Source organism: Leisingera aquimarina DSM 24565 (genome assembly GCF_000473165.1).
In the GTDB taxonomy this organism is placed as follows: Bacteria; Pseudomonadota; Alphaproteobacteria; order Rhodobacterales; family Rhodobacteraceae; genus Leisingera; species Leisingera aquimarina.
This window is the reverse complement of sequence record NZ_AXBE01000014.1, coordinates 1-20,321: the sequence shown is the minus strand read 5'-3', so window position 1 is coordinate 20,321 and position 20,321 is coordinate 1. Positions and strand designations below refer to the sequence as shown.

Sequence of the window (20,321 nt, the reverse complement as noted above, 5' to 3'; positions counted from 1 at the left end):
TGCTCTGAAGGCCACTTTGCGGTTAACTGATGAAAAATGTGTTCAAGTATCATTAAAGGTCCATCAAAGGAGCTGAAAATGCTGTCCTTCCAGCAATACATCGGCGGCGCGTTTGAGGACGCAGATGCCACGTTTGACAGTCTTGATCCGGCAACAGGCACGCCCTGGGCGCTGATGCCTGCAGCGTCTGCAGCGGACGTGGACCGGGCGGTCACGGCGGCGGAGGCTGCGTTTTTGTCGCCAGAATGGGCCGGGATGAGCGCCACCCAGCGCGGCAAGCTGTTGATGCGGCTGGCCGATCTGGTGGCGGAAAACGCACCAAAGCTGGCAGAGCTGGAAACCCGTGACACCGGAAAGATCATCCGCGAGACCTCGGCGCAGATCGCCTATGTGGCGGAATACTACCGCTATTACGCAGGGTTGGCGGATAAGATCGAAGGCGCGCATTTGCCGATCGACAAGCCCGACATGGAGGTCTGGCTGCGGCGCGAGCCGGTGGGGGTGGTAGCCGCCATCGTGCCGTGGAATTCGCAGCTGTTCCTGTCGGCGGTGAAAATCGGCCCGGCGCTGGCAGCGGGCTGCACCGTGGTGCTGAAGGCGTCCGAGGAAGGCCCCGCTCCGATGCTGGAATTCGCCCGGATCTTTGATCAGGCGGGTTTCCCGCCCGGTGTTTTCAACGTCATCACCGGCGGGCCGGAGGCCGGGGCTGCGCTGACCAGCCATCCGAAAGTGGCCCATGTGGCGTTCACCGGCGGGCCGGAGACGGCGCGGCATATCGTGAGAAATTCGGCGGAAAACCTCGCCTCCACCTCGCTGGAGCTGGGCGGCAAGTCGCCCTTTATCGTGTTTGACGACGCCGACCTGGAAAGTGCCGTGAACGCGCAGGTCTCCGGGATTTTCGCCGCCACCGGGCAAAGCTGCGTCGCAGGCTCGCGGCTGGTGATCCAGAAGGGGATCAAGGACGCGTTCCTCAAGCGGCTGAAGGAGAAGGCCGAAGCGGTGGTGATTGGCGCGCCGGATGACATGGCCACTGAGGTCGGCCCGCTCTGCACACTCAAACAGCGCGACCATGCGCTGCGGCTGATCGGGGCGTCGCTGCAGGCGGGTGCCAAACTGGTCACCGGCGGCTCCGTGCCGGAAGGGGAGGGTTTCTATTTCCCGCCCACGGTGCTGGATTGCTCCGGCGCGCCGGAGGCGCCCTGCCTGTCGACTGAATTCTTTGGCCCGGTCCTGTCGGTGGTCACTTTCGAGACCGAAGCGGAAGCGCTGGAGATCGCCAACAGCACCGCCTTTGGTCTGGCCTCTGGCGTGTTCACCCGGAACCTCACCCGGGCGCATCGGATGATCCGGGGCATCCGGGCGGGCATCGTCTGGGTCAACACCTACCGCGCGGTCAGCCCGATTGCGCCCTTTGGCGGCCACGGCCTGTCCGGTCACGGGCGCGAGGGCGGGCTGCAGGCGGCGCTGGATTACACCAAGGTGAAATCCGTCTGGCTGCGCACCAGCGATGAGGCGATCCCGGATCCCTTTGTGATGCGCTGACCCTCCTCGCGCCGGTTCCTATGCAAGGCGCGCGCTCAGCCGTTCTGCCATTCACGTGGCAGGGCGGCTTTTCTTTTGCTGCGCTGGCCTGGCAAGCCGTTGCGCAAAATTGGGAATCCCCTGCTTAGCCCCAAGCGAAGCAGAGGTAAGCCATAGATTTCTTTTTCGCGCTCCGGGGATGTGGAATTCCTATTGAGGAAGACAGGCAGGGGCGAGCCCGTGCCGCGGTGTCAGGAGAGGGTTTCGGGATGGCGATTGAAAAGACAGACACGCTGGTTGTCGGAGCGGGCCAGGCGGGCGTGGCCATGAGCGAGCATCTGACCAGCCATGGCGTGCCGCATCTGGTGCTGGAGAAAAACCGGATTGCCGAAGCTTGGCGCACCGGGCGCTGGGATTCGCTGGTGGCCAACGGCCCGGCCTGGCATGACCGCTTTCCCAATCTCGAATTCACCGGCACCGATCCCGAGGCCTTTGCCGGCAAGGACCGGGTGGCGGATTACTTTGCCGAATATGCGGAACGGATCAAGGCGCCCATCCGCACCACGGTTGAGGTTCTTAAGGCTGAGCGCATCAATGGCTCCGGCGGTTTCCGGGTCGAAACCTCGGGCGGCGAGATTGAGGCGCAGCGGATTGTGGCCGCCACCGGCGCCTTTCAGCACCCGGTGATCCCGCCGCTGGTGCCGGAAGGGGCGGATGTGAACCAGTTGCATTCCTTCCACTACCGCAATCCCGATCAGTTGCCGGACGGCGCGGTGCTGGTGGTGGGGGCCGGATCTTCCGGCGCGCAGATCGCCGATGAGCTGAACCGGGCAGGCCGCAAGGTCTATCTGTCGGTGGGCCCGCATGACCGGCCGCCGCGGATGTACCGGGGCCGCGATTTTGTCTGGTGGCTGGGGGTTTTGGGCCTGTGGGATCAGGCCGCGCTGGAGCCGGGCAAGGAGCATGTGACGATATCGGTCAGCGGCGCCTATGGCGGTCAGACCATGGATTTCCGCCGCTTGGGCGGCGAGGGTGTGACGCTGCTGGGGATGACCGGATCCTATGACGGCGGTATCATGAAATTTGCAGGCGACCTGCAGGATAATATCGCGGCGGGCGATGCCGACTACCTGAAGATGCTCGACCTGGCGGACGCCTATGCCGCGCGCACCGGCATTGACCTGCCGCAGGAGCCCGAAGCCCGCAAGGCCTTCCCCGATCCGGCAAGCCTGACCAATCCGATCCGGGCGCTGGATCTGGCGGAGGAGGGCATCACCACGATCCTATGGGCCACGGGTTTCCGGCAGGATTTCAGCTGGATGACGGTGGATGCCTTTGACGCGCAGGGCCGCCCGCAGCATCAGCGCGGTGTCTCGGCAGAGCCGGGGATCTACTTTCTGGGCCTGCCCTGGCAGTCGCGGCGCGGCTCGACCTTTATCTGGGGGGTCTGGCATGATGCCAAACATGTGGCCGACCAGATCGCCATCCAGCGCCACTATGAGGGTTACCGCGGCCCCGGTGAGGACCGCGCGGACGCTGTCTGAACTCTGCCGCCGGGCGCTGACCGGCGGCGCTGCCATCCCGCCATGCCAGGAGGACATCATGGCCCACATCCGTATCCGTAAATTCAACACTTCAGATACCTATCCCGAACAGAACCTGGACAATGACTTGTGCCAGGCGGTGGTGACCACCGGCGGCAAGACCGTGTACCTGCGCGGCCAGTGCCCGCAGAATCTGGATGATGCGAAGAATATCGAAAGCCACGACCCGGTTGAGCAGACACATAAGGTGATGCAGAACATCCAGCAGCTGATCGAAGAGGCCGGCGGGCGCATGGAGCATCTGGTCAAGGTGGTGGTCTACATCACCGACGTGCGCCACCGCGAGGCGGTCTACCGCACCATGGGCGAGTACATCAAAGGGGTGCATCCGGTGTCCACCGGGCTGGTGGTGCAGGCGCTGGCGCGGCCGGAGTGGCTGGTGGAGATCGACGGTACGGCAGTCATTCCGGATTGATGATCGGCCCGCGATTGAGGGCGGGAACGAGGGGGCTGCCTGCCCGCTCGCGCTCCCCCGGGGATATTTTGGGCCAGAAGAAGAACAGATCCATCTTGGATGGCTGGTGAGGAGGAAAGACGATGACGTTTTCGCTTGTTGCGCGCTGTGCGGAGACCGGGATGTTCGGGGTTGCAATATCCTCGTCTTCGCCAGCGGTGGCGGCGCGGTGTTCCTTTGCCCGCGCAGGCGTTGGCGCGGTGGCGAGCCAGAATGTGACCGATCCCAGTCTTGGGCCGCTGGCGCTGGACCTGATGGAGCAGGGCATGACCGCGGCCGCCGCGCTGGCCAAAGTGCGCGAAATCGGGCGGTTCATGGAGTACCGGCAGGTGCTGGCGGTGGACAGGATCGGCGGCACCGCCATTCATTCCGGACCGAATTCGCTGGGCATCTGGACCCAGGCCGAAGGGAAGGATGTTGCGTCGGGCGGCAACCTTTTGGCCAATGACGGGGTGTGCCAGGCGATTGCGGACGGGTTTTCCGCGTCTTCTGGGCATCTCGGCGACCGCTTGATTGCCGCAATGCGCGCCGGGCTGGCCGCGGGCGGAGAGGCCGGGCCGCTGCATTCTGCGGGCATGAAACTGGTGGACAAGGTAAGCTGGCCGGTGGCCGATCTGCGCTGTGACTGGACCGAAGCTTGCCCGATCGAGAACATCGCGACCGCCTGGGGCATCTACAAGCCGCAGCTGGAGGCTTATGTCCAGCGCGCGCTCGACCCGCGCGCGGCACCGTCGTACGGCGTGCCAGGCGACGAATAATCTGGAGAGAGACCATGCTGGACTATACGCACGACGACTGGAAAACCCGCGCGGCGGCTCTTTCGTTCCGGGGGCAGGCATTCATTGATGGCCGTTTTACGGATGCGGCCTCGGGCAGGACGTTTGCCAGCGTGAACCCCGCAACGGGTGCGGTGCTGGCGCAGGTTGCCGAATGCGATGAGGAAGACGTGAACCGCGCCGTGGCCGCAGGACGCCGGGCCTTTCAGAATGGGCGTTGGTCGCGGATGGCGCCAGGGGACCGCAAGGCGGTGCTCTTGAGACTGGCGGATTTGATCCGCGCCAACCTGGGGGAGATGGCGCTGCTGGATTCGCTCGACATGGGCAAGCTGGTGACGGATGCGGCCACGGTGGACGCGCCCGGCTCAGCGCATTTTTTCCAATGGTATGCGGAGGCAATCGACAAGGTCTATGACGAGGTGGCGCCGACCGGGCCGGGTGATCTGGCGCTTGTGTCCCGCGTGCCTTTGGGTGTTGTGGGGGCGGTGACGCCTTGGAATTTCCCGCTGGACATGGCGACCTGGAAGGCGGCGGCGGCGCTGGCGGCGGGCAATTCCGTGGTGCTGAAACCGGCAGAGCAGTCGCCCTTGTCCGCCCTGCGCCTGGCCGAATTGGCAGCCGAGGCCGGAGTGCCGGATGGAGTCTTTAACGTGGTGCCGGGTTTTGGCGCCACCGCGGGCAGGGCGCTGGGGCTGCATATGGATGTGGACTGCCTGGCCTTCACCGGCTCCACCGCCATCGGCAAGATGTTCATGCAGTACTCCGGCCAGTCGAACCTGAAACAGGTCTGGCCTGAGACCGGCGGCAAGAGCCCCAATCTGGTGTTCGGTGATTGTGAGGATCTGGATGCAGCGGCGGATATGGCGGCCTTTGGCATCTTCTTCAATCAGGGGGAGGTCTGTTCGGCCAACTCGCGGCTTTACGTCGAGCGTTCGATCAAAGACGCCTTTGTCGAGAAGCTGATTGCCCGGGCGAAGGCCACCCAGCCGGGCGACCCGCTGGATCCGGCCTCGAAAATGGGGGCAATCGTGGACGAGAAGCAGACCGAGGGCATTATGCGCTTTGTCGAGGCAGGCAAATTCTCGGCCAATCTGGTGGCGGGCGGTGAGCGCGTGACGGTCGATGGCAAGGGCTGTTTCGTGCAGCCGACGATCTTTGATGACGTCAGCCATAGCGACCCGCTGGCGCGGGATGAGATTTTTGGCCCTGTCCTGTCAGTGATCCCGTTTGACAGCGAGGAGGAGGCGGTCGCCATGGCCAATGACTCGATCTACGGGCTGGCGGCCTCCGTCTGGACCGATAACCTGAGCCGCGCCTGCCGGGTGGCGGACAAGCTGCAAGTCGGCACCGTTTCGGTCAACACGGTGGACGCGCTGTCGGCGCAGACACCCTTTGGCGGCATGAAACAGTCCGGGTTCGGGCGCGACCTGTCGCTGCACAGCCTGGAAAAATACACCGCACTGAAAACCACTTGGATCAAATACCGGGCTTGATGGGCATGGGCCGCCTCCGGCATAGTCGCTGACATGCCCTTGCGTTTCACCTTGCGCCAGCTGGAATATTTCGTCGCCGTCGGCGAGGCCGGGTCCATTGCCCTGGCCTCGGAGAAGGTGAACGTCTCCTCGCCGTCGATCTCGGCGGCGGTGTCGCAGCTGGAGAATGAGTTCGGCCTGCAGCTGTTTGTGCGCAAGCACGCGCAAGGATTGTCGCTGACCCAGGCCGGGCATCAGTTCATGGATCAGGCGCGCGCGGTGCTGCATGAGGCTGGCGCGCTGAGCCGTCTGGCGGACAATATCTCTGGCTTTGTGCAGGGACCGCTGTCGGTCGGCTGCCTTCTGACCTTTGCCCAACTGATCGTGCCGGGGCTCCGGCGCCAGTTTGAGGCGCTGTATCCGGCGGTTACCATCAGCCAATTGGAGCGGGATCAGGCTGGGCTCATCGAGTTGATACGCCAGGCGCGGATAGATGTGGCGCTGACTTATGACCTGAACATTCCGGCGGATCTGCAGTTCAACGCGCTGGCAGAACTGCCGCCCTATGCGCTGCTGGGCGAGGACCACCCGCTGGCAGGCCGCGGCAGTGTCACGGTTGAGGAACTGGCCCAGCATCCGATGGTGCTGCTGGACTTGCCGCTGAGCGCTGAATACTTTCTGTCGTTCTTTGAGGATGCCGGTGTCACCCCGCAGATCGCCGAGCGCACCCGCGACATGGCGGTGATGCGCGGGCTGGTGGCGAACGGTTTTGGCTATTCCATCGCCAATATCCGCCCGGCAACGGATATGGCGCCGGACGGGCGCAAGCTGCGGTTCGTTCCGATCAGGGGCCCGCTCAGACCAATGCGGATGGGGCTGCTGACCGCCGAAGGCGCGGAGAACGTGCTGACGGTTAAGACCTTCATCAGCTACTGCCAGGAACGGATCACCGACGGCACTGTTCCCGGTATCCGCATCGGAAGCGCTTAGGCCGCGGCTAACCAATGGTTCCGTAAGCGCAACTTTCGCCTCTGGCGCGGTCCTGTACCTTTTGAGTGCTGTTGCCCGAAGGAGAGGAAAATTGCGCGATCCCCGCTATGACATTCTGTTTGAGCCGATGAAAATCGGCCCGCTCACCGCCAAGAACCGCTTTTATCAGGTGCCCCATTGCAACGGAGGCGGCTACCGCGACCCCTCTGCCGCGGCGGCGATGCGGGGCATCAAGGCCGAAGGCGGCTGGGGCGTGATTTTCACCGAACAATGCGAGATGCATCACACCAGCGAGATCACCCCCTTCATCGAACTGCGCCTGTGGGAGGACAAGGACATCCCGCAGCTGCACAAGATGTCGGAGCGGATGAAGACGCATGGCGCACTGGCGGGGATCCAGCTGGCCTATTCCGGGATCAACGGGCCGAACCTTTATTCCAAGGAGGTGCCGCTGGCGCCCTCCGCCTTGCCGATCCGCACCTTTACCAATGACCCGGTGCAGGCGCGGGCGCTGGACAAGCAGGACATCAAGGACCTGCGCCGCTGGTTTGTGAATGCGGCGAAGCGCTCGAAACAGGCCGGTTTCGACCTGATCTGCCTTTACGGCGCGCATGGGTTCGGCATCTTCCAGCACTTCCTGAGCCGCGCCACCAACCAGCGGTCGGATGAATACGGCGGCTCCCTGGAGAACCGCGCGCGGTTCAGCCAGGAGGTGATCGCGGATATGCGCGATGCGGTGGGCGACACCATGGCGATCACCCTGCGGGTGTCCTTGGACGAAACCATTGGCGATCTGGGGTTCTCTAACGCCGAGGTGCGCGATTACATCGAGATGAACAAGGACCTGCCGGACCTGTGGGACCTGGCGCAGGGGACGTGGGAGGATTGCTCCGGCCCGTCCCGGTTCAAGGAAGAAGCCGCACAGGAGCAGCTGGTGCGCGGCATTCATGAGCTGACCGATAAGCCCATTGTCGGCGTTGGCCGTTTCACCAGCCCGGATGTGATGGCCAAGATGGTAAAATCCGGCACATTGGATTTCATCGGCTGCGCGCGGCCTTCGATTGCCGACCCGTTCCTCCCCAAGAAGATCGAGGAAGGCCGCATCGAGGACATCCGCGAATGCATCGGCTGCAACATCTGCATCACCGGCGACATGACCATGTCGATCAGCCGCTGTACCCAGAACCCCACCTTTATGGAGGAATGGCGCAAGGGCTGGCATCCGGAGACCATGAACACCAAGGGCGACAGCTCCAACGTGCTGGTGGTGGGCTCCGGCCCTGCCGGGCTGGAAGCTGCCTGGGCGCTGTGCCGCCGCGGTTACGACGTGGCGGTGGCCGAGGCCAAGGATGTGATCGGCGGCCGGGTGGCCCGCGAGCGCCAGTTGCCGGGGCTGAATGCCTGGGGCCGGGTGGTCGATTACCGCGACTACCAGCTGAGCCAGCGCCCGAACGTGGAGATCTACCGCGAAAGCCCGCTGGATGCGGACAGCATTCTGGACTTCGGCTTTGAAAATGTCTGTATTGCCACCGGTGCGAAATGGCGCGCCGACGGGGTTTCCCGCCAGCATGTGGTGCCGATGCCGGTCACTGAGGGCGCCAGGGTTTATACCCCCGATGACCTGATGGACGGCACCCTCCCCGAGGGCCGCGTGGTGGTCTATGACGACGACCACTACTACATGGGCGGGGTTTTGGCCGAACTCTTGGCTTCCAAGGGCGCGCAAGTGACGCTGGTCACGCCGTCCGCCTATGTCAGCGACTGGACCAACAACACGCTGGAGCAAGTGGCCATCCATCCGCGTCTGGTCGAGGCCGGGGTGGAGATTGTGCTGAACCGCGGCGTGAAGGAAATCCATGCCGGCCATGTGGTCAGCAATTGCACCTATACGGAACGCACCTGGGATATTGAGGCAGACGCAGTGGTCATGGTCGCCTCGCGCGTTGGCAACGACGGGCTTTACGAAGACCTGAGCGCCCGGCAGGCGGACTGGGCGGATGCCGGCATTAAGTCGGTCAAGCTGATCGGCGATGCCAGCGCGCCGGGGCCGATTGCCTGGGCCACCTATGCGGGCCACCGCTATGCGCGGGAACTGGATGGGCCGGACATCGGCGATGCGCTGCCCTTCCGCCGCGAGATCACCGAGCTGGCCGTGGACTGACGATGACAGCGACGCTGAACATACTGGAGCGGCTGATCGGGTTCGACACGGTCAGCCGTAATTCGAATCTGGCGCTGGCCGCCTATGCTGAGGGTTTCCTGACGCAGCATGGATTTACAGTGACGCGCCTGCCGTCACCGGATGGCAGCAAAACCGGGCTTTATGCCGAAAAAGGCCCGGCAGGTCAGGGGGTGCTGCTGTCGGCGCATACCGATGTGGTGCCGGTGGACGGGCAGGAGTGGACCCGCGACCCCTTCCGCCTGACGCGCGAAGGGGACCGCGTCTATGGCCGCGGCGCCACCGACATGAAGGGCTATGTGGCCAGTGCCTTGGCCTTGGCGGACCGGGCGGCGACGGTGGATCTGAAGGAGCCGCTGAAGATCGTGCTGTCTTATGATGAGGAGGTCGGCTGCGTTGGTATTCAGCAAATGCTGGACCGTTTGAAACCGCTGATCGGAAGCCCGCGCGCCTGCTTTGTTGGCGAGCCGACCGAAATGGAAGTTGCCATCGGCCACAAGGGCAAGGCCGCGCTGCGCGCGGTCTGCTTTGGCCAAAGCGGCCACTCGGCGCTGGCTCCGGTATTCACCAACGCGCTGCATCTGGCGGGGGATTTCCTATCCGAACTGTGCGCGCTGCAAGAAGACTTCGCCGCCAACGGCGCGCGCGATGCGGCCTATGAGGTGCCCTATTCCACCGTGCATGCGGGCGTGATGCGCGGCGGCACCGCGCTCAACATCGTGCCGGACCGGGCAGAGCTGACCTTTGAGTACCGTCACCTGGCCGCTGACCGGGGCGAAGACATCCTGGCCCGCATTCAAGCCGCCGCGGATCGTGTCAGCAACCGCTACCCTGCGGAGGCCCGCATCGAGGTGGAGCAGTACAACGCGTATCCCGGCCTCGACGTGCCAGCGGACAGCGCAGTTGTCCCCTTTGCCCGGACGCTTGCCCGCAGCACTGGCACCGCCAAGGTCGCCTTTGGCACCGAAGCCGGGTTTTTCCATCAGCTGGGCATTCCAACAGTGGTCTGCGGTCCCGGCTCGATGGCGGGGCAGGGGCACAAGCCCGACGAATACCTGGAGCTGCGTCAGCTTAGCCAATGCGACGCGATGATGGACCGCCTGCTGGACGATCTGACTGCTTGAGCCAGTACCTGCCAGATCAGGAAAACCCTGTGCAACTATTGGAAAACAAATGAATTTCAAAGGTTAGGCAAAGACTAACATTTGCTGAGGGAGTCAATTCTTAAGCAAGCCCCCGCCGCTGCCTATGCTGGGTTAACGATACGCGGCAGAGGGGGAGGCACAAGTGCCCGGTAACACGACAAATGCGATTGATGTGCGCAATGCGGTCAAGCGCTATGGCGATTTCACCGCCCTCAAGCGGATCTCGCTGACCATCGAGGACAATGAGTTCTTCACCCTGCTGGGACCCTCTGGCTGCGGTAAGACCACGCTTTTGCGGATGATTGCCGGGTTCGAGGATGTGACCGAAGGCGAGATCCTGCTGTTTGGCGAAGCGATTGCAAAGCTGCCGCCGCATCAGCGGCCGGTGAACACGGTGTTCCAGAATTATGCCTTGTTTCCACATATGACGATCCTGGAAAACGTCGCCTTTGGCCTGGAGATGCGCGGCAAGTCCAAAGCCGAGGCCCGCACCCGCGCGGGGGAAATGCTGGAGCTGGTCCAGCTGACGCAATTCGCTGCCCGCAAGCCGTCTCAGCTCTCAGGCGGTCAGCAGCAGCGTGTGGCGCTGGCGCGTGCGCTGGCGCCACAACCTAAAGTCCTGCTGCTGGATGAGCCGCTGTCGGCGCTGGACCTGAAGCTGCGCAAGCAGATGCAGCTGGAGCTGAAGCACCTGCAGCGAGAGACCGGGATCACCTTCATCTTTGTGACCCACGATCAGGAAGAGGCGCTGACCATGTCCGACCGCATCGCGGTGATGTCGGCGGGCGAGATGCAGCAGCTGGGCACCCCGACCGAGATCTACGAGCAGCCGCGCAACATGTTTGTGGCGGATTTCATCGGCGAGACCAATCTGCTGGAGGTGTCGGTGGATCAGGTCATGAACGGCCGGGCCACCTGTCATCTGGGCGGCGGCCAGGCGCTGACCTGCAATTCGGTCGAGGGCATCGGGACCGGCGCCAAAGTGCATATGTCGGTGCGGCCCGAGCGGCTGTTCATGTCCGACGTGCCGGTCGAGGCCGAGAGCCTGAAGGGCCGGGTCGCCGAGAATATATTCGTGGGCACCGACATCAGTACGCTGGTCGATCTGGCCGAGGGGCCGCAGTTCATCGTGCGCACCTCCAATTCCGACCGCGGCAACAAGCGGATCTTTGAGCCGGGCAGCGAGATTTTCGTCAATATGGAGCTGGGGGCCGGGCGCCTCCTGATGGACTGATGGCAGCAGGCGCAGCAAGCGGCGGCTCAGCCCGCGCAGACACATATAAAGACGCCCGCGGCTGGCTGCTGCTGCCGTCCTGGGCGGTGCTTGGCATCTTTGTGCTGGGTCCCGTCTGCATGATGCTGATCTATTCTTTCCTGACCAAGGAATTCCGCGGCGGGGTGATCTGGGAGTTCAGCCTTTCGGCCTATGACCAGTTCTTCTTTGACCGCGGACTGTTCGGGGATGAGCCAGCCAAGCTTGAATGGACCTATATCACCATCTTCTGGCGTTCGATCTGGCAGGCCGGGGCGGCGACGCTCCTCAGCCTGGTGATTGGCTTTCCGACCGCCTATTTCATTGCCACCCGGCCCGAACATGTGCGCCCCGTCTGGGTGTTCCTGATCACCATCCCCTATTGGGTGAATCTGCTGATCCGCACCGTTTCGATGAAGTTTCTGCTGCGGGACCAAGGCCCGCTGAATGATTTCCTGATCGGCACCGGGCTGATCGACAGCCCCATCCACATCGTCAACACCAACTTTGCCGTGCAGCTGGGGCTGTTCTACTCCTACCTGCCGTTCATGGTGCTGCCGGTCTATGCCGCGGTGGAGCGCTACAACTTCTCGCTGTCTGAGGCAGCGGCGGATCTTTACGCCAGCAAATGGACCACCCTGCGCCGCATTGTGCTGCCCGCGGTGAAGCCGGGCGTGGTGGCGGGCTGCATCCTGGTGTTTGTGCCCTCAATGGGGTCGTTCCTGGCGCCGGACCTTCTGGGCGGGGCCAAGAATTTCATGATTGGCTCGCTGATCGAGGAACAATTCAAGGGCAACGCCGGCAACTGGCCGTTCGGCGCCGCCGCATCAATGGTGCTGCTGACCATGGTGCTGATCATCCTGATGTTCTCGGCCCGCCAGCAGGCCAAAGCAGACACGGCAGGGAGCTGAGCCATGGCGCATGTGAACAACGACATAAAGACCTACAAAGGCTTTCGCGCGATCACCCTGCTGTGCCTGGTGGTGCTCTATGCCCCTCTGGTGATTGTCACCATCTACAGTTTCAACGCCTCCCAATCGATCACCAACTGGGAGGGGGTCAGTTTCCGCTGGTACGCCGATGTGTTCACCGGCCCGGAAAGCGCCAAGTTCAAGACCGCGGCCTTCAACAGCTTCACCATCGCAATCATCGCAGCCACCGCCAGCACCGCAATTGCCACGCTGGCAGCGACGGCGATGGTGCGCGGCGGCAATTTCAAACTGCGCACCGTTTCCTTCGGCCTGATCAGCCTGCCGCTGATGGTGCCGGAGATCGTGACCGCGGTGGCCACCCTGATCTTCTTCAACGCCATCGGCTTCACCCGCGGCTACCTGACCATCCTGGTCGCCCATATCGCCTTCTGCATCCCCTTTGCCTACCTGCCGATTTCGGCCCGGATGCAGGGGATCGAGGACAGTTTCGAGCAGGCGGCGATGGATCTTTACGCGACCCGGCGGCAGGCCTTTACCCGGATTCTGATGCCCCTGATGGCGCCAGGTATCATCTCGGGCTTCCTGCTGGCCTTCATCGTCTCGCTGGATGACTTCATCATCACCAATTTCGTCAAGGGCGCCGGTGTTGAGACCCTGCCGACCGCGATCTTCGGCTCCGTCAAGCAGGGCATCAAACCCAACATCATGGCGATCTCGACCATGCTGCTGAGCGTGTCGGTCGTGATGGTCACCATCAGCTATTTCGTCAGCAAATCCGACAACACAAAATGATCCAACCCGGGAGGAACATCATGAAAAAACTGCTGAAACCCAGTGCCGCCGCCCTTGCGCTGAGCGTTGCCGCCAATGCCGCCGCCGCCGAGGGCAAGCTGGTCTTGTATCATTGGTTCGAATACATGCCGCAAGAGCTGCTGGAGAAATTCACCGCTGAAACCGGCATCGTGGTGACGATGGACACCTACGATTCCAATGAATCCATGCTGGCCACCCTGAAGGCCGGCGGCATGGGCACCTATGACCTGGCGGTGCCGGGCGATTACATGGTCAGCATCATGGCGGGCGAGGGCCTGCTGGACACCATCGCCGACGGCGAGCTGGCCAACAAGGGCAACATCGCGCCGGAATGGGCCGATCCTAGTTTCGATCCTGGCCGGGCGTCCTCGATCCCGTATCAGTGGGGCTCGACATCCTTTGCGGTGAACCGGGATGCCTATGGCGGCGACATTCAGACCACCGCCATCCTGTTTGAGCCCCCGGCGGAATTGTCGGGCAAGATCAACATGCTGGACAGCCAGGGCGAGGTTATTGCAATGGCCTCGCTGCATATGGGTATCCCGCAGTGCTCCACCGACCGCGAACAGCTGAAGGCGCTGAACGCGATGCTGCAGGCGGCCAAGCAGCACTGGGCGTCCTTCAACTCCGACACCGCCAAGGAGGTGCTTGTGTCTGGCGATGCGGCAGTGGGGCAGATCTATGACGGCTTTGCAGCCAAGGCCCGTGAGGAAGGCGCCAATGTGGAATACGCCTATCCCACGCAAGGCTATGTTGCCTGGATGGACAATGTGGTGCTTCTGAAGGACGCGCCCAATCGTGACAGTGCGCTGAAATTCATGGATTTTCTGCTGGAGCCGGAAAACATCGCAGCCGTCAGCAACTATGCGCAGTACAATGCCGGTGTGAGCGGGGTTGCCGAATTCCTGGACCCGGCGCTGGCTGCGCAGCCGGAAAAGAGCCCCCATGCCGGCGCAGGCGATGGCGTGTTCATTGAGGTCTGCGATCAGCAAACGCAGGCGGTCTATGACCAGATTTGGACCAATCTCAAGAAGTGACCGGCCCGCCTGGACTTGGTCCGGGTAAACGAGGGGGCTGTCTGCCCCCTCGTTTACCCGAGGATATTATTATCCAGATGAATGAAGGATCTCTTTTGCGGCGAGGGGTCAGAGGCTGGCAAACGCGCGGTCGAGGCCGTCGTGAACCTGATCGACGTTCGCCATTGACAGGCACATCGGCGGCACCATGCGCAGGCAGGACTGGTAGGCGCCTGATTTTGACAGGATAATCCCGCTTTCGCGTGTCGCCTCAAAAACAGCGGCAGTGGTTTGCGGATCCGGTTCCTTGGTCTTGCGGTCCTTGACCATTTCAATCGCAAGCATCAGGCCGCGGCCGCGCACGTCGCCGATCGCCGGGTGTTTTTCCTTCAGCGCGTGCAGCCGTTCCAGCAGGGCGGCGCCGACGGTGCGGGCGTTTTCCTGCACCTTGTCTTCCTTGAGGACCTGCAGCACGGCACGGCCGGCAGCGCAGGAGGTCGGGTTGGCGCCATAGGTGTGGAACATGAATTTCTCCGCCATCGGGGCGGCGATTTCCTTGCGCGCGACCACGGCGCCCAGCGGGAAGCCGTTGCCGATGCCTTTGGCCATCACCACAATGTCGGGGATCACGCCATCGGCCTCGAACCCCCACATGTGATCGCCGGTGCGCCCGAACCCGGCCTGGACTTCATCCGCAATCAGCAGCCCGCCTGCCGCGCGGACCCGTTCGGCGGCGCCGTACATGTATCCTTTGGGCATCTCAATTATGCCGCCGTAGCCTTGCACGCTTTCGATGAACATGCCGGCAATGCGGCCTGTTGTGGCGGTGTGGATGGTGCGTTCGATCTCGTCCAGGTAGGGATCAACACCTGCGCCAAAGATGCCGCGGTACTGGTTCGGCTCCGCAACAAAGGCCACGTTGCCCGGCATGCCGGGATGGCGCCAGCCGCTGATACCGGTGATCGATTGCGCCGCCGCCGTCGGCCCGTGATAGGCAGAGCGCAGGGCCAGCAGGTCCAGATTGCCGGTATAACTGCGCGCCATGGTCATGGCGAGGTCGATCGCCTCGGAGCCTGAGTTGGTGAAATGCACCACCCATTCGATATCGCCGTTGGGGTTCGGCATGGTGGCGGCCAGCTCCTCGGCAAAATGGGCCGGGACGGGGTGATAGAACATGGTGGTGCAATGGGTCAGCTCCTGCGCTTGGCTCATTGCGGCGGCGACCACCTTGGGGTGGGAATGCCCGACCGAGATGCAGACGTTCATGCCCAGAAGATCGGTGTATTTGCGCCCTTCGACGTCCCACAGGTACTGCATCGACCCTTTCTTGAAGACCATCGGATCCTTGAAGGGGATGAATTTGCGCTGGCTTGCGGCGTAGTAGTTGTCGCGCCGTTCGGCGGTCTCAGTCAGGGTCCAGTCGGTGTGCAGGGTCATGTGTGTCCTCCCTTGATCTCCTTGGTGCGGCGGGCTACGAAATCGTCGAGTGCCGCGCGTATGCTGTCGTCCATTGCGGGGTGTTCGTAGTCATTGAGCAGCTGTTTCACCCGGGCGCTGGCGCGCTCGTGCTGCCATTCGGCGCCTTCGGCGGCCCATTGTTCGTAAGTTCCGTTGTCGGACATATCGCCCATCCAAAAGGCGGTCTGGTAGTTGTCCTGGGTGTGCTGGGCACCGAGGAAATGGCCGCCCGGCTCCACCTCGAAAAACGCATCCATCGCCTGTGCCGCTTCAGAGAAATCAACGCCGCCGATGAACCGCTGCATGGCGGAGCAGCGGTCAGCGTCCATCACGATCTTCTCGTAGCCAGTGGTCAAGAGCCCCTCCAGGCAGCCGGTGGCATGGATTATGAAGTTGACGCCGGCAAGCGCCGCGCCCATCAGCTGCGCCTGGCTCTCATAGCCGGCCTGCGCGTCCGGCACCTTGGCCGCGGTCAGCCCGCCGACCGAGTGGAAGGGAAGGCCTAGCCGGTCCGCCAGTGTTTTGGCGCACATCTGAAACTGGGTGCCTTCCGGTGTGCCAAAGGTCGGCGCGCCGGTTTTCAGGCTGATCGGCGAGAAAAACGTGCCGAATGCCGCAGGCGCGCCGGGGCGGATCAACTGGGTCAGCGCGACTGAGGCCATCACCTCCGCCAGCACCTGCGCCAGGGTGGCGGCGACTGAGACCGGCGACATTGCACCGCCCAAGACGAAAGGAGAGACCACGGTGCATTGCCCAGCCTGTGCATATTCCTTCAGCGCCCAAAGCATGGTTTCGTCCATCACCAAGGGTGCGTTGGTGTTGACCACGGAATAGAGCACGCAGTTGTTGTCGACAAACTCCCGCCCCATGGCGATGCGGCACATCTCGACGGTGTCGCGGGCGCGTTCGGGTGCGGTGACGGCGCCCATGAAGGGCTTGTCATTCAGCGTTAGATGCGTGTGCGCCATATGCAGGTGGCGCAGCTCGACGGGGACATCGACCGGCTCCACCACCACCCCGCCGGAGTGGTTCACCGCGCCCAATTGGTGGTGCAGCTTGGTGATGTTCTTGAAATCCTCCAGCGTGGCGTAACGGCGGCCCTTTTCCATGTCGTGCACAAAAGGAGGGCCGAAGCTGGGGGCGTAGACCTGCGCGTCGCCGCCGATCTGCACCGAGCGCGCCGGATTGCGGGCGTGCTGGGTAAAGACGCGCGGTGCGGTCTTGATCTTGTCGCGGCACCAGCCGGGATCGAACCGGACCCGCTCACCGTCGACCCTGGCGCCGTGTTTGCGGAACAGTTCCAGCGTCTCCGGATCGCCGCGGAAGTCCATGCCGATCTCGTCCAGGATGCGGTCGGCGTTGCGTTCGATGATGGCAACCGCCTCGTCATTGATCAGGCTGAAGAGGCCGGTTTTTCGGATCGTATAGGGTGCCGCTAGCGCGCCCTGGGCAGCGCGGGCGGCCATGCGCTCTTGCCGTCCGGCGCGGCGGGAGGGTGTGCGGGCCATGCGGGGGCCTCCGTTGCGGTCATGTCTGGCACTAGACATGGCAAGGAAGCCGTGGCCTGCACAGCAAAACCACGCAGCATTAGTTTCATTAATGATGCGGATTAGGCGGGGTAGATAACATGGTCCGCGGCGTGGGGCAGCAGCCGCTCGAAACTTTGCTGCAGCAGGCGGCGGCTTTCCTCTGCGACCTGATCCGGGATACCGCCCAGCTCCCCGGTGCGGTGGATCGCCACGATGGAGCGTTTGAAGCCGGCAAAGGGCAGCGGCTCGATGCGCAGCGCCATGCCCTCGGCAATTGCGTCGATCAGCAGCGAGGGCGTCAGGATGGCATAGCATTTGCCGGTGATCACCCCCGCGACCACCATCGATGCGCGGTCAGCTTCCATAGAGCGCGGCAGGTCCAGGCGGCAGCGCTGCAGGTGCTGATCGGTGCGGCGCCCGACAGGTGCGTCGGCGCTGAAACGGACCAGGGACAGGCGTTCCGAGAGCGCGTGAATGTCATCGGTGGGGCCATCGTAATCCGTTGGCAAAACGAGGAAAAAAGGCTCTTCCAGCACCGGCGTGCAGGTGTAGTCCGTCAGGTCGAACTGCGGGTCCGAGGTGATGGCGATGTCGATACTGCGGGCGTTCAGCGCGGCCTGATGATCGGTGGCCAGCCCGGCCGACAGGCTGAGCTCCGGAATGCCCAGCCCGCCCCGTACCATGTCCAGGAGGCCGGGGGTCAGAGTGGTGGCAACCGAGGCCAGCAAGGCCACCCGCAGGATCGGGATTGAGCTGGACTGCACATGGCGCAGCTCGGACCGCAGGTCCTCCACCTCGCTGAGGATGCGGAAGGCGCGGCGGCGCAGGATCTCGCCCGCGTGGGTCAGCTCCAGCGGGCGGCGGGCGCGGTTGAACAGCGGCGCATCCAGCGCCCATTCCAGCTTTTTCAGTTGCTGGGAGACCGCCGATTGGGTCATCCCCAGGGCTGCTGCCGCCGCTGTCACATGGCGGGAATCGGCGACAGCCATGAAGACCTCCAGCGCGCGCAGCAGGTTAACATCCGATTCCGCCTGCGTTTTCTTCATTATTTCTGACTTTCATTAGTCTTTCTAATTGTCGGAGCAAATTCTTGTGCTGCGCCTATGCCCAAGTCAATCCTGCGTCAAACATCGAAAGGGCCGGGCATGGCGCAGATCATCATTATTGGCGGCGGCGCGATCGGGCTGGGGCTGGCCTATCACCTGGCCGGGCGGGCTGAGGTCACGGTGCTGGAGCGCAACCAGCTGACCAGCGGCACCAGCTGGCATGCCGCCGGTATTGTCGGGCCGCTGCGCGCGACGCTGAACATGACGAAGCTGGCGATGTATGCGGGGGAGCTGTTTCCCAAGCTGGAGGAAGAGGCGGGCCTGTCCACCGGCTACCGCCAGACCGGCGGTTATTGGATCGCGCGGAAAGAGGCGCGGATGGATGAGCTGCACCGGATTGCGGCGCTGGGGCGGCATTTCGGGCTGACGCCCTCCATCCTGGCGCCGGACGGGATTGATGTGCCGGGGCTGGACCTGCAGGGGGTCGTTGGCGCCCTGCGGGTCGAGGAAGACGCCAATGTGAACCCGGTGGATCTGTGCATGGCTTATGCCAAGGCGGCCCGCGCCAAGGGGGCGGTGATCCGCGAGGGCGTGCAGGTTGAGGCGCTGCTGGTGGAGAACGGCACGTGCAAGGGTGTGCGTTTGGCGGATGGGTCTGAGCTGTTGGCGGATCAGGTGGCGCTGTGCGCCGGGGCCTGGTCGAAACGCCTGGCTGATGCCGCCGGGGTGGCGCTGCCGCTGCAGGCGGTCGAGCATATGTATGTGGTGACCGAACCCATGCAGGGCCTGCCCCATCCCTATCCGGTGCTGCGCGACCTGGACCGCGGCATCTATGTGAAGGGCGACGCCGGCAAGCTGGTCTTTGGTGGGTTTGAGCCGCAGGCCAAGGTCTGGGATGCCTTTGGCCCCGAGGGCGACCGGCCGTTTCTGGAGCTGCCTGAGGATTGGGACCAGTTCATGCCCTTTATGGAGGCGGCGCTGGCGCTGGTTCCCGGACTGCAGGATGCGGGCATTCAGCATTTCATGAACGGCCCCGAAAGCTTCACCCATGACACCCGCCCGCTGATCGGCCAGACGCCGGAGGCGGAGGGGCTTTATGTGGCGGCGGGGATGAACTCGGTCGGCGTCATGTCCTCGGCCGGGGTGGGGCGGGTGCTGGCGGATTGGATGCTCGCAGGCGAACTGCCGATGGACCTGTGGGAGGTGGATATTGCCCGGGTTGATCCTTTGGCCGCCGGGCAGGCGCATATCGAAACCCGGATGGAGGAGGCCGTCAGCGATGCCTTTGCCCTGCACTGGCCGTTCAAGCAGCCGAAAGCGGGCCGGGGGTTGCGCAAATCTGCGCTGCATGATCGCTGGGAGGCCGCGGGTGCACACTTCGGCCTGACCGCTGGCTGGGAACGGGGCTTGTGGTATGCGCAGAACGAGGCTGAGAGGAACCTGCCCTATTCGGTTGGTGATCAGCCCTGGTATCCGATTGCAGCCCGCGAAGCGGCGGTGATGGCGCAGGGCGCGGTGATGCTGGACCTCTCCCCATTCGGCAAGTTCGATGCGCAGGGGCCGGAGGCGCTGGCGCTGCTGCAGCATCTGGCAGCGGGCAACGTGGATGTCGACGCGGGCCGCGCGGTCTATACGCCAATGCTCAACGCCAAAGGCGGGATTGAGGCGGATGTGACCATCACCCGGCTTGCGGCGGATCACTTCCGGGTGACCTCCGGCGCGGCGACACGGCGCAAGGATCTGGCCTGGCTGCGCCGCCATGCAGCGGGCCGGGATGTGCAGGTCCGGGATGTGACAGAACTGGAATCTGTGATCGGCGTCATGGGCGCCGGCGCGCGGTCGGTGCTGGAGGGTTTGGGCCGTGATGATTGGTGGGCCTTTCCCTTCTCCACCGCCCGCGATGTAACGCTGGCCGGGCAGGCGGTGCGCGCCACCCGCGTGAGCTTCGTTGGCGAGCTGGGCTGGGAGCTGTCGGTCCCGGCTGCGGCAGCGGGCCAGGTGTTTGACGCGCTCAAGGCGGCCGGGGTGCAGCCCATGGGCCATTTCGCGCTGGAGGCCTGCCGGATCGAAAAGGGTTTTCGCGCTTGGGGCCATGACCTGGGGCCGGAAATCACACCGCTGGAGGCGGGGCTGG

General features: G+C 63.5%; 16 protein-coding genes. 13 read left to right on the top strand and 3 right to left on the bottom strand.

Translation table 11 applies throughout. The annotated features are described in order from the left end of the window. The first annotated feature begins 78 nt into the window (after nt 1-78). From AQUI_RS0103005 to AQUI_RS0102950, 12 genes are all read left to right on the top strand, one after another. Nucleotides 79-1,542: an aldehyde dehydrogenase gene (locus AQUI_RS0103005; protein ID WP_027256172.1), complete on the top strand. Its 1,464-nt coding sequence runs from the start codon at nt 79-81 to the stop codon at nt 1,540-1,542. A gap of 248 nt (nt 1,543-1,790) precedes the next feature. After that, nucleotides 1,791-3,065 carry a flavin-containing monooxygenase gene (locus tag AQUI_RS0103000; RefSeq protein ID WP_027256171.1) on the top strand — a complete coding sequence of 425 codons (1,275 nt, stop codon included), beginning with the start codon at nt 1,791-1,793 and terminating at the stop codon, nt 3,063-3,065. A 58-nt stretch (nt 3,066-3,123) separates the two neighbouring features. Further along, nucleotides 3,124-3,540 (top strand): RidA family protein, encoded by a 417-nt coding sequence (locus tag AQUI_RS0102995; RefSeq protein WP_027256170.1) that lies wholly within the window; start codon nt 3,124-3,126, stop codon nt 3,538-3,540. A 122-nt stretch (nt 3,541-3,662) separates the two neighbouring features. Continuing rightward, nucleotides 3,663-4,337, top strand: a complete 675-nt coding sequence (locus AQUI_RS0102990; RefSeq protein WP_027256169.1) for a DUF1028 domain-containing protein — start codon at nt 3,663-3,665, stop codon at nt 4,335-4,337. A gap of 14 nt (nt 4,338-4,351) precedes the next feature. Next, entirely contained in the window at nt 4,352-5,848 is a 1,497-nt protein-coding gene (locus tag AQUI_RS0102985; RefSeq protein ID WP_027256168.1) for an aldehyde dehydrogenase, read from the top strand. A 33-nt stretch (nt 5,849-5,881) separates the two neighbouring features. After that, nucleotides 5,882-6,817: a LysR family transcriptional regulator gene (locus AQUI_RS0102980; RefSeq protein ID WP_027256167.1), complete on the top strand. Its 936-nt coding sequence runs from the start codon at nt 5,882-5,884 to the stop codon at nt 6,815-6,817. 91 nt (nt 6,818-6,908) lie between these two features. After that, nucleotides 6,909-8,978, top strand: coding sequence for an oxidoreductase (locus AQUI_RS0102975; protein WP_027256166.1), 2,070 nt, complete (start codon nt 6,909-6,911; stop codon nt 8,976-8,978). 2 nt (nt 8,979-8,980) lie between these two features. Further along, a complete protein-coding gene (argE, locus tag AQUI_RS0102970; RefSeq protein WP_027256165.1) occupies nt 8,981-10,120 on the top strand; it encodes an acetylornithine deacetylase in 1,140 nt (379 codons plus the stop codon). Between the two features lie 163 nt (nt 10,121-10,283). Next, nucleotides 10,284-11,375 (top strand): ABC transporter ATP-binding protein, encoded by a 1,092-nt coding sequence (locus AQUI_RS0102965; RefSeq protein ID WP_027256164.1) that lies wholly within the window; start codon nt 10,284-10,286, stop codon nt 11,373-11,375. After that, entirely contained in the window at nt 11,375-12,304 is a 930-nt protein-coding gene (locus tag AQUI_RS0102960; RefSeq protein WP_027256163.1) for an ABC transporter permease, read from the top strand. The genes AQUI_RS0102965 and AQUI_RS0102960 overlap by 1 nt, the downstream gene beginning before the upstream one ends. Before the next feature lie 3 nt (nt 12,305-12,307). Further along, the gene (locus AQUI_RS0102955; protein ID WP_027256162.1) at nt 12,308-13,117 is read left to right on the top strand and encodes an ABC transporter permease; all 810 of its coding nucleotides are present in this window, start codon (nt 12,308-12,310) and stop codon (nt 13,115-13,117) included. A gap of 20 nt (nt 13,118-13,137) precedes the next feature. After that, a complete protein-coding gene (locus tag AQUI_RS0102950; RefSeq protein WP_027256161.1) occupies nt 13,138-14,175 on the top strand; it encodes an extracellular solute-binding protein in 1,038 nt (345 codons plus the stop codon). Between the two features lie 108 nt (nt 14,176-14,283). Here AQUI_RS0102950 and AQUI_RS0102945 read toward each other — a convergent pair whose 3' ends face one another. From AQUI_RS0102945 to AQUI_RS27100, 3 genes are all read right to left on the bottom strand, one after another. After that, nucleotides 14,284-15,591 carry an aspartate aminotransferase family protein gene (locus tag AQUI_RS0102945; RefSeq protein WP_027256160.1) on the bottom strand — a complete coding sequence of 436 codons (1,308 nt, stop codon included), beginning with the start codon at nt 15,589-15,591 and terminating at the stop codon, nt 14,284-14,286. Further along, a complete protein-coding gene (locus tag AQUI_RS0102940) occupies nt 15,588-17,120 on the bottom strand; it encodes a trimethylamine methyltransferase family protein (protein ID WP_027256159.1) in 1,533 nt (510 codons plus the stop codon). Before AQUI_RS0102940 ends, AQUI_RS0102945 begins: the two co-directional genes overlap by 4 nt. A gap of 101 nt (nt 17,121-17,221) precedes the next feature. Further along, nucleotides 17,222-18,187: a LysR family transcriptional regulator gene (locus AQUI_RS27100; protein ID WP_051371806.1), complete on the bottom strand. Its 966-nt coding sequence runs from the start codon at nt 18,185-18,187 to the stop codon at nt 17,222-17,224. 99 nt (nt 18,188-18,286) lie between these two features. On the opposite strand from AQUI_RS27100, the gene AQUI_RS0102930 reads away from it, so the two are divergent. Continuing rightward, nucleotides 18,287-20,321, top strand: a 2,035-nt coding sequence (locus AQUI_RS0102930; RefSeq protein WP_035919746.1) for a GcvT family protein, incomplete at its 3' end; no start/stop codon positions are given.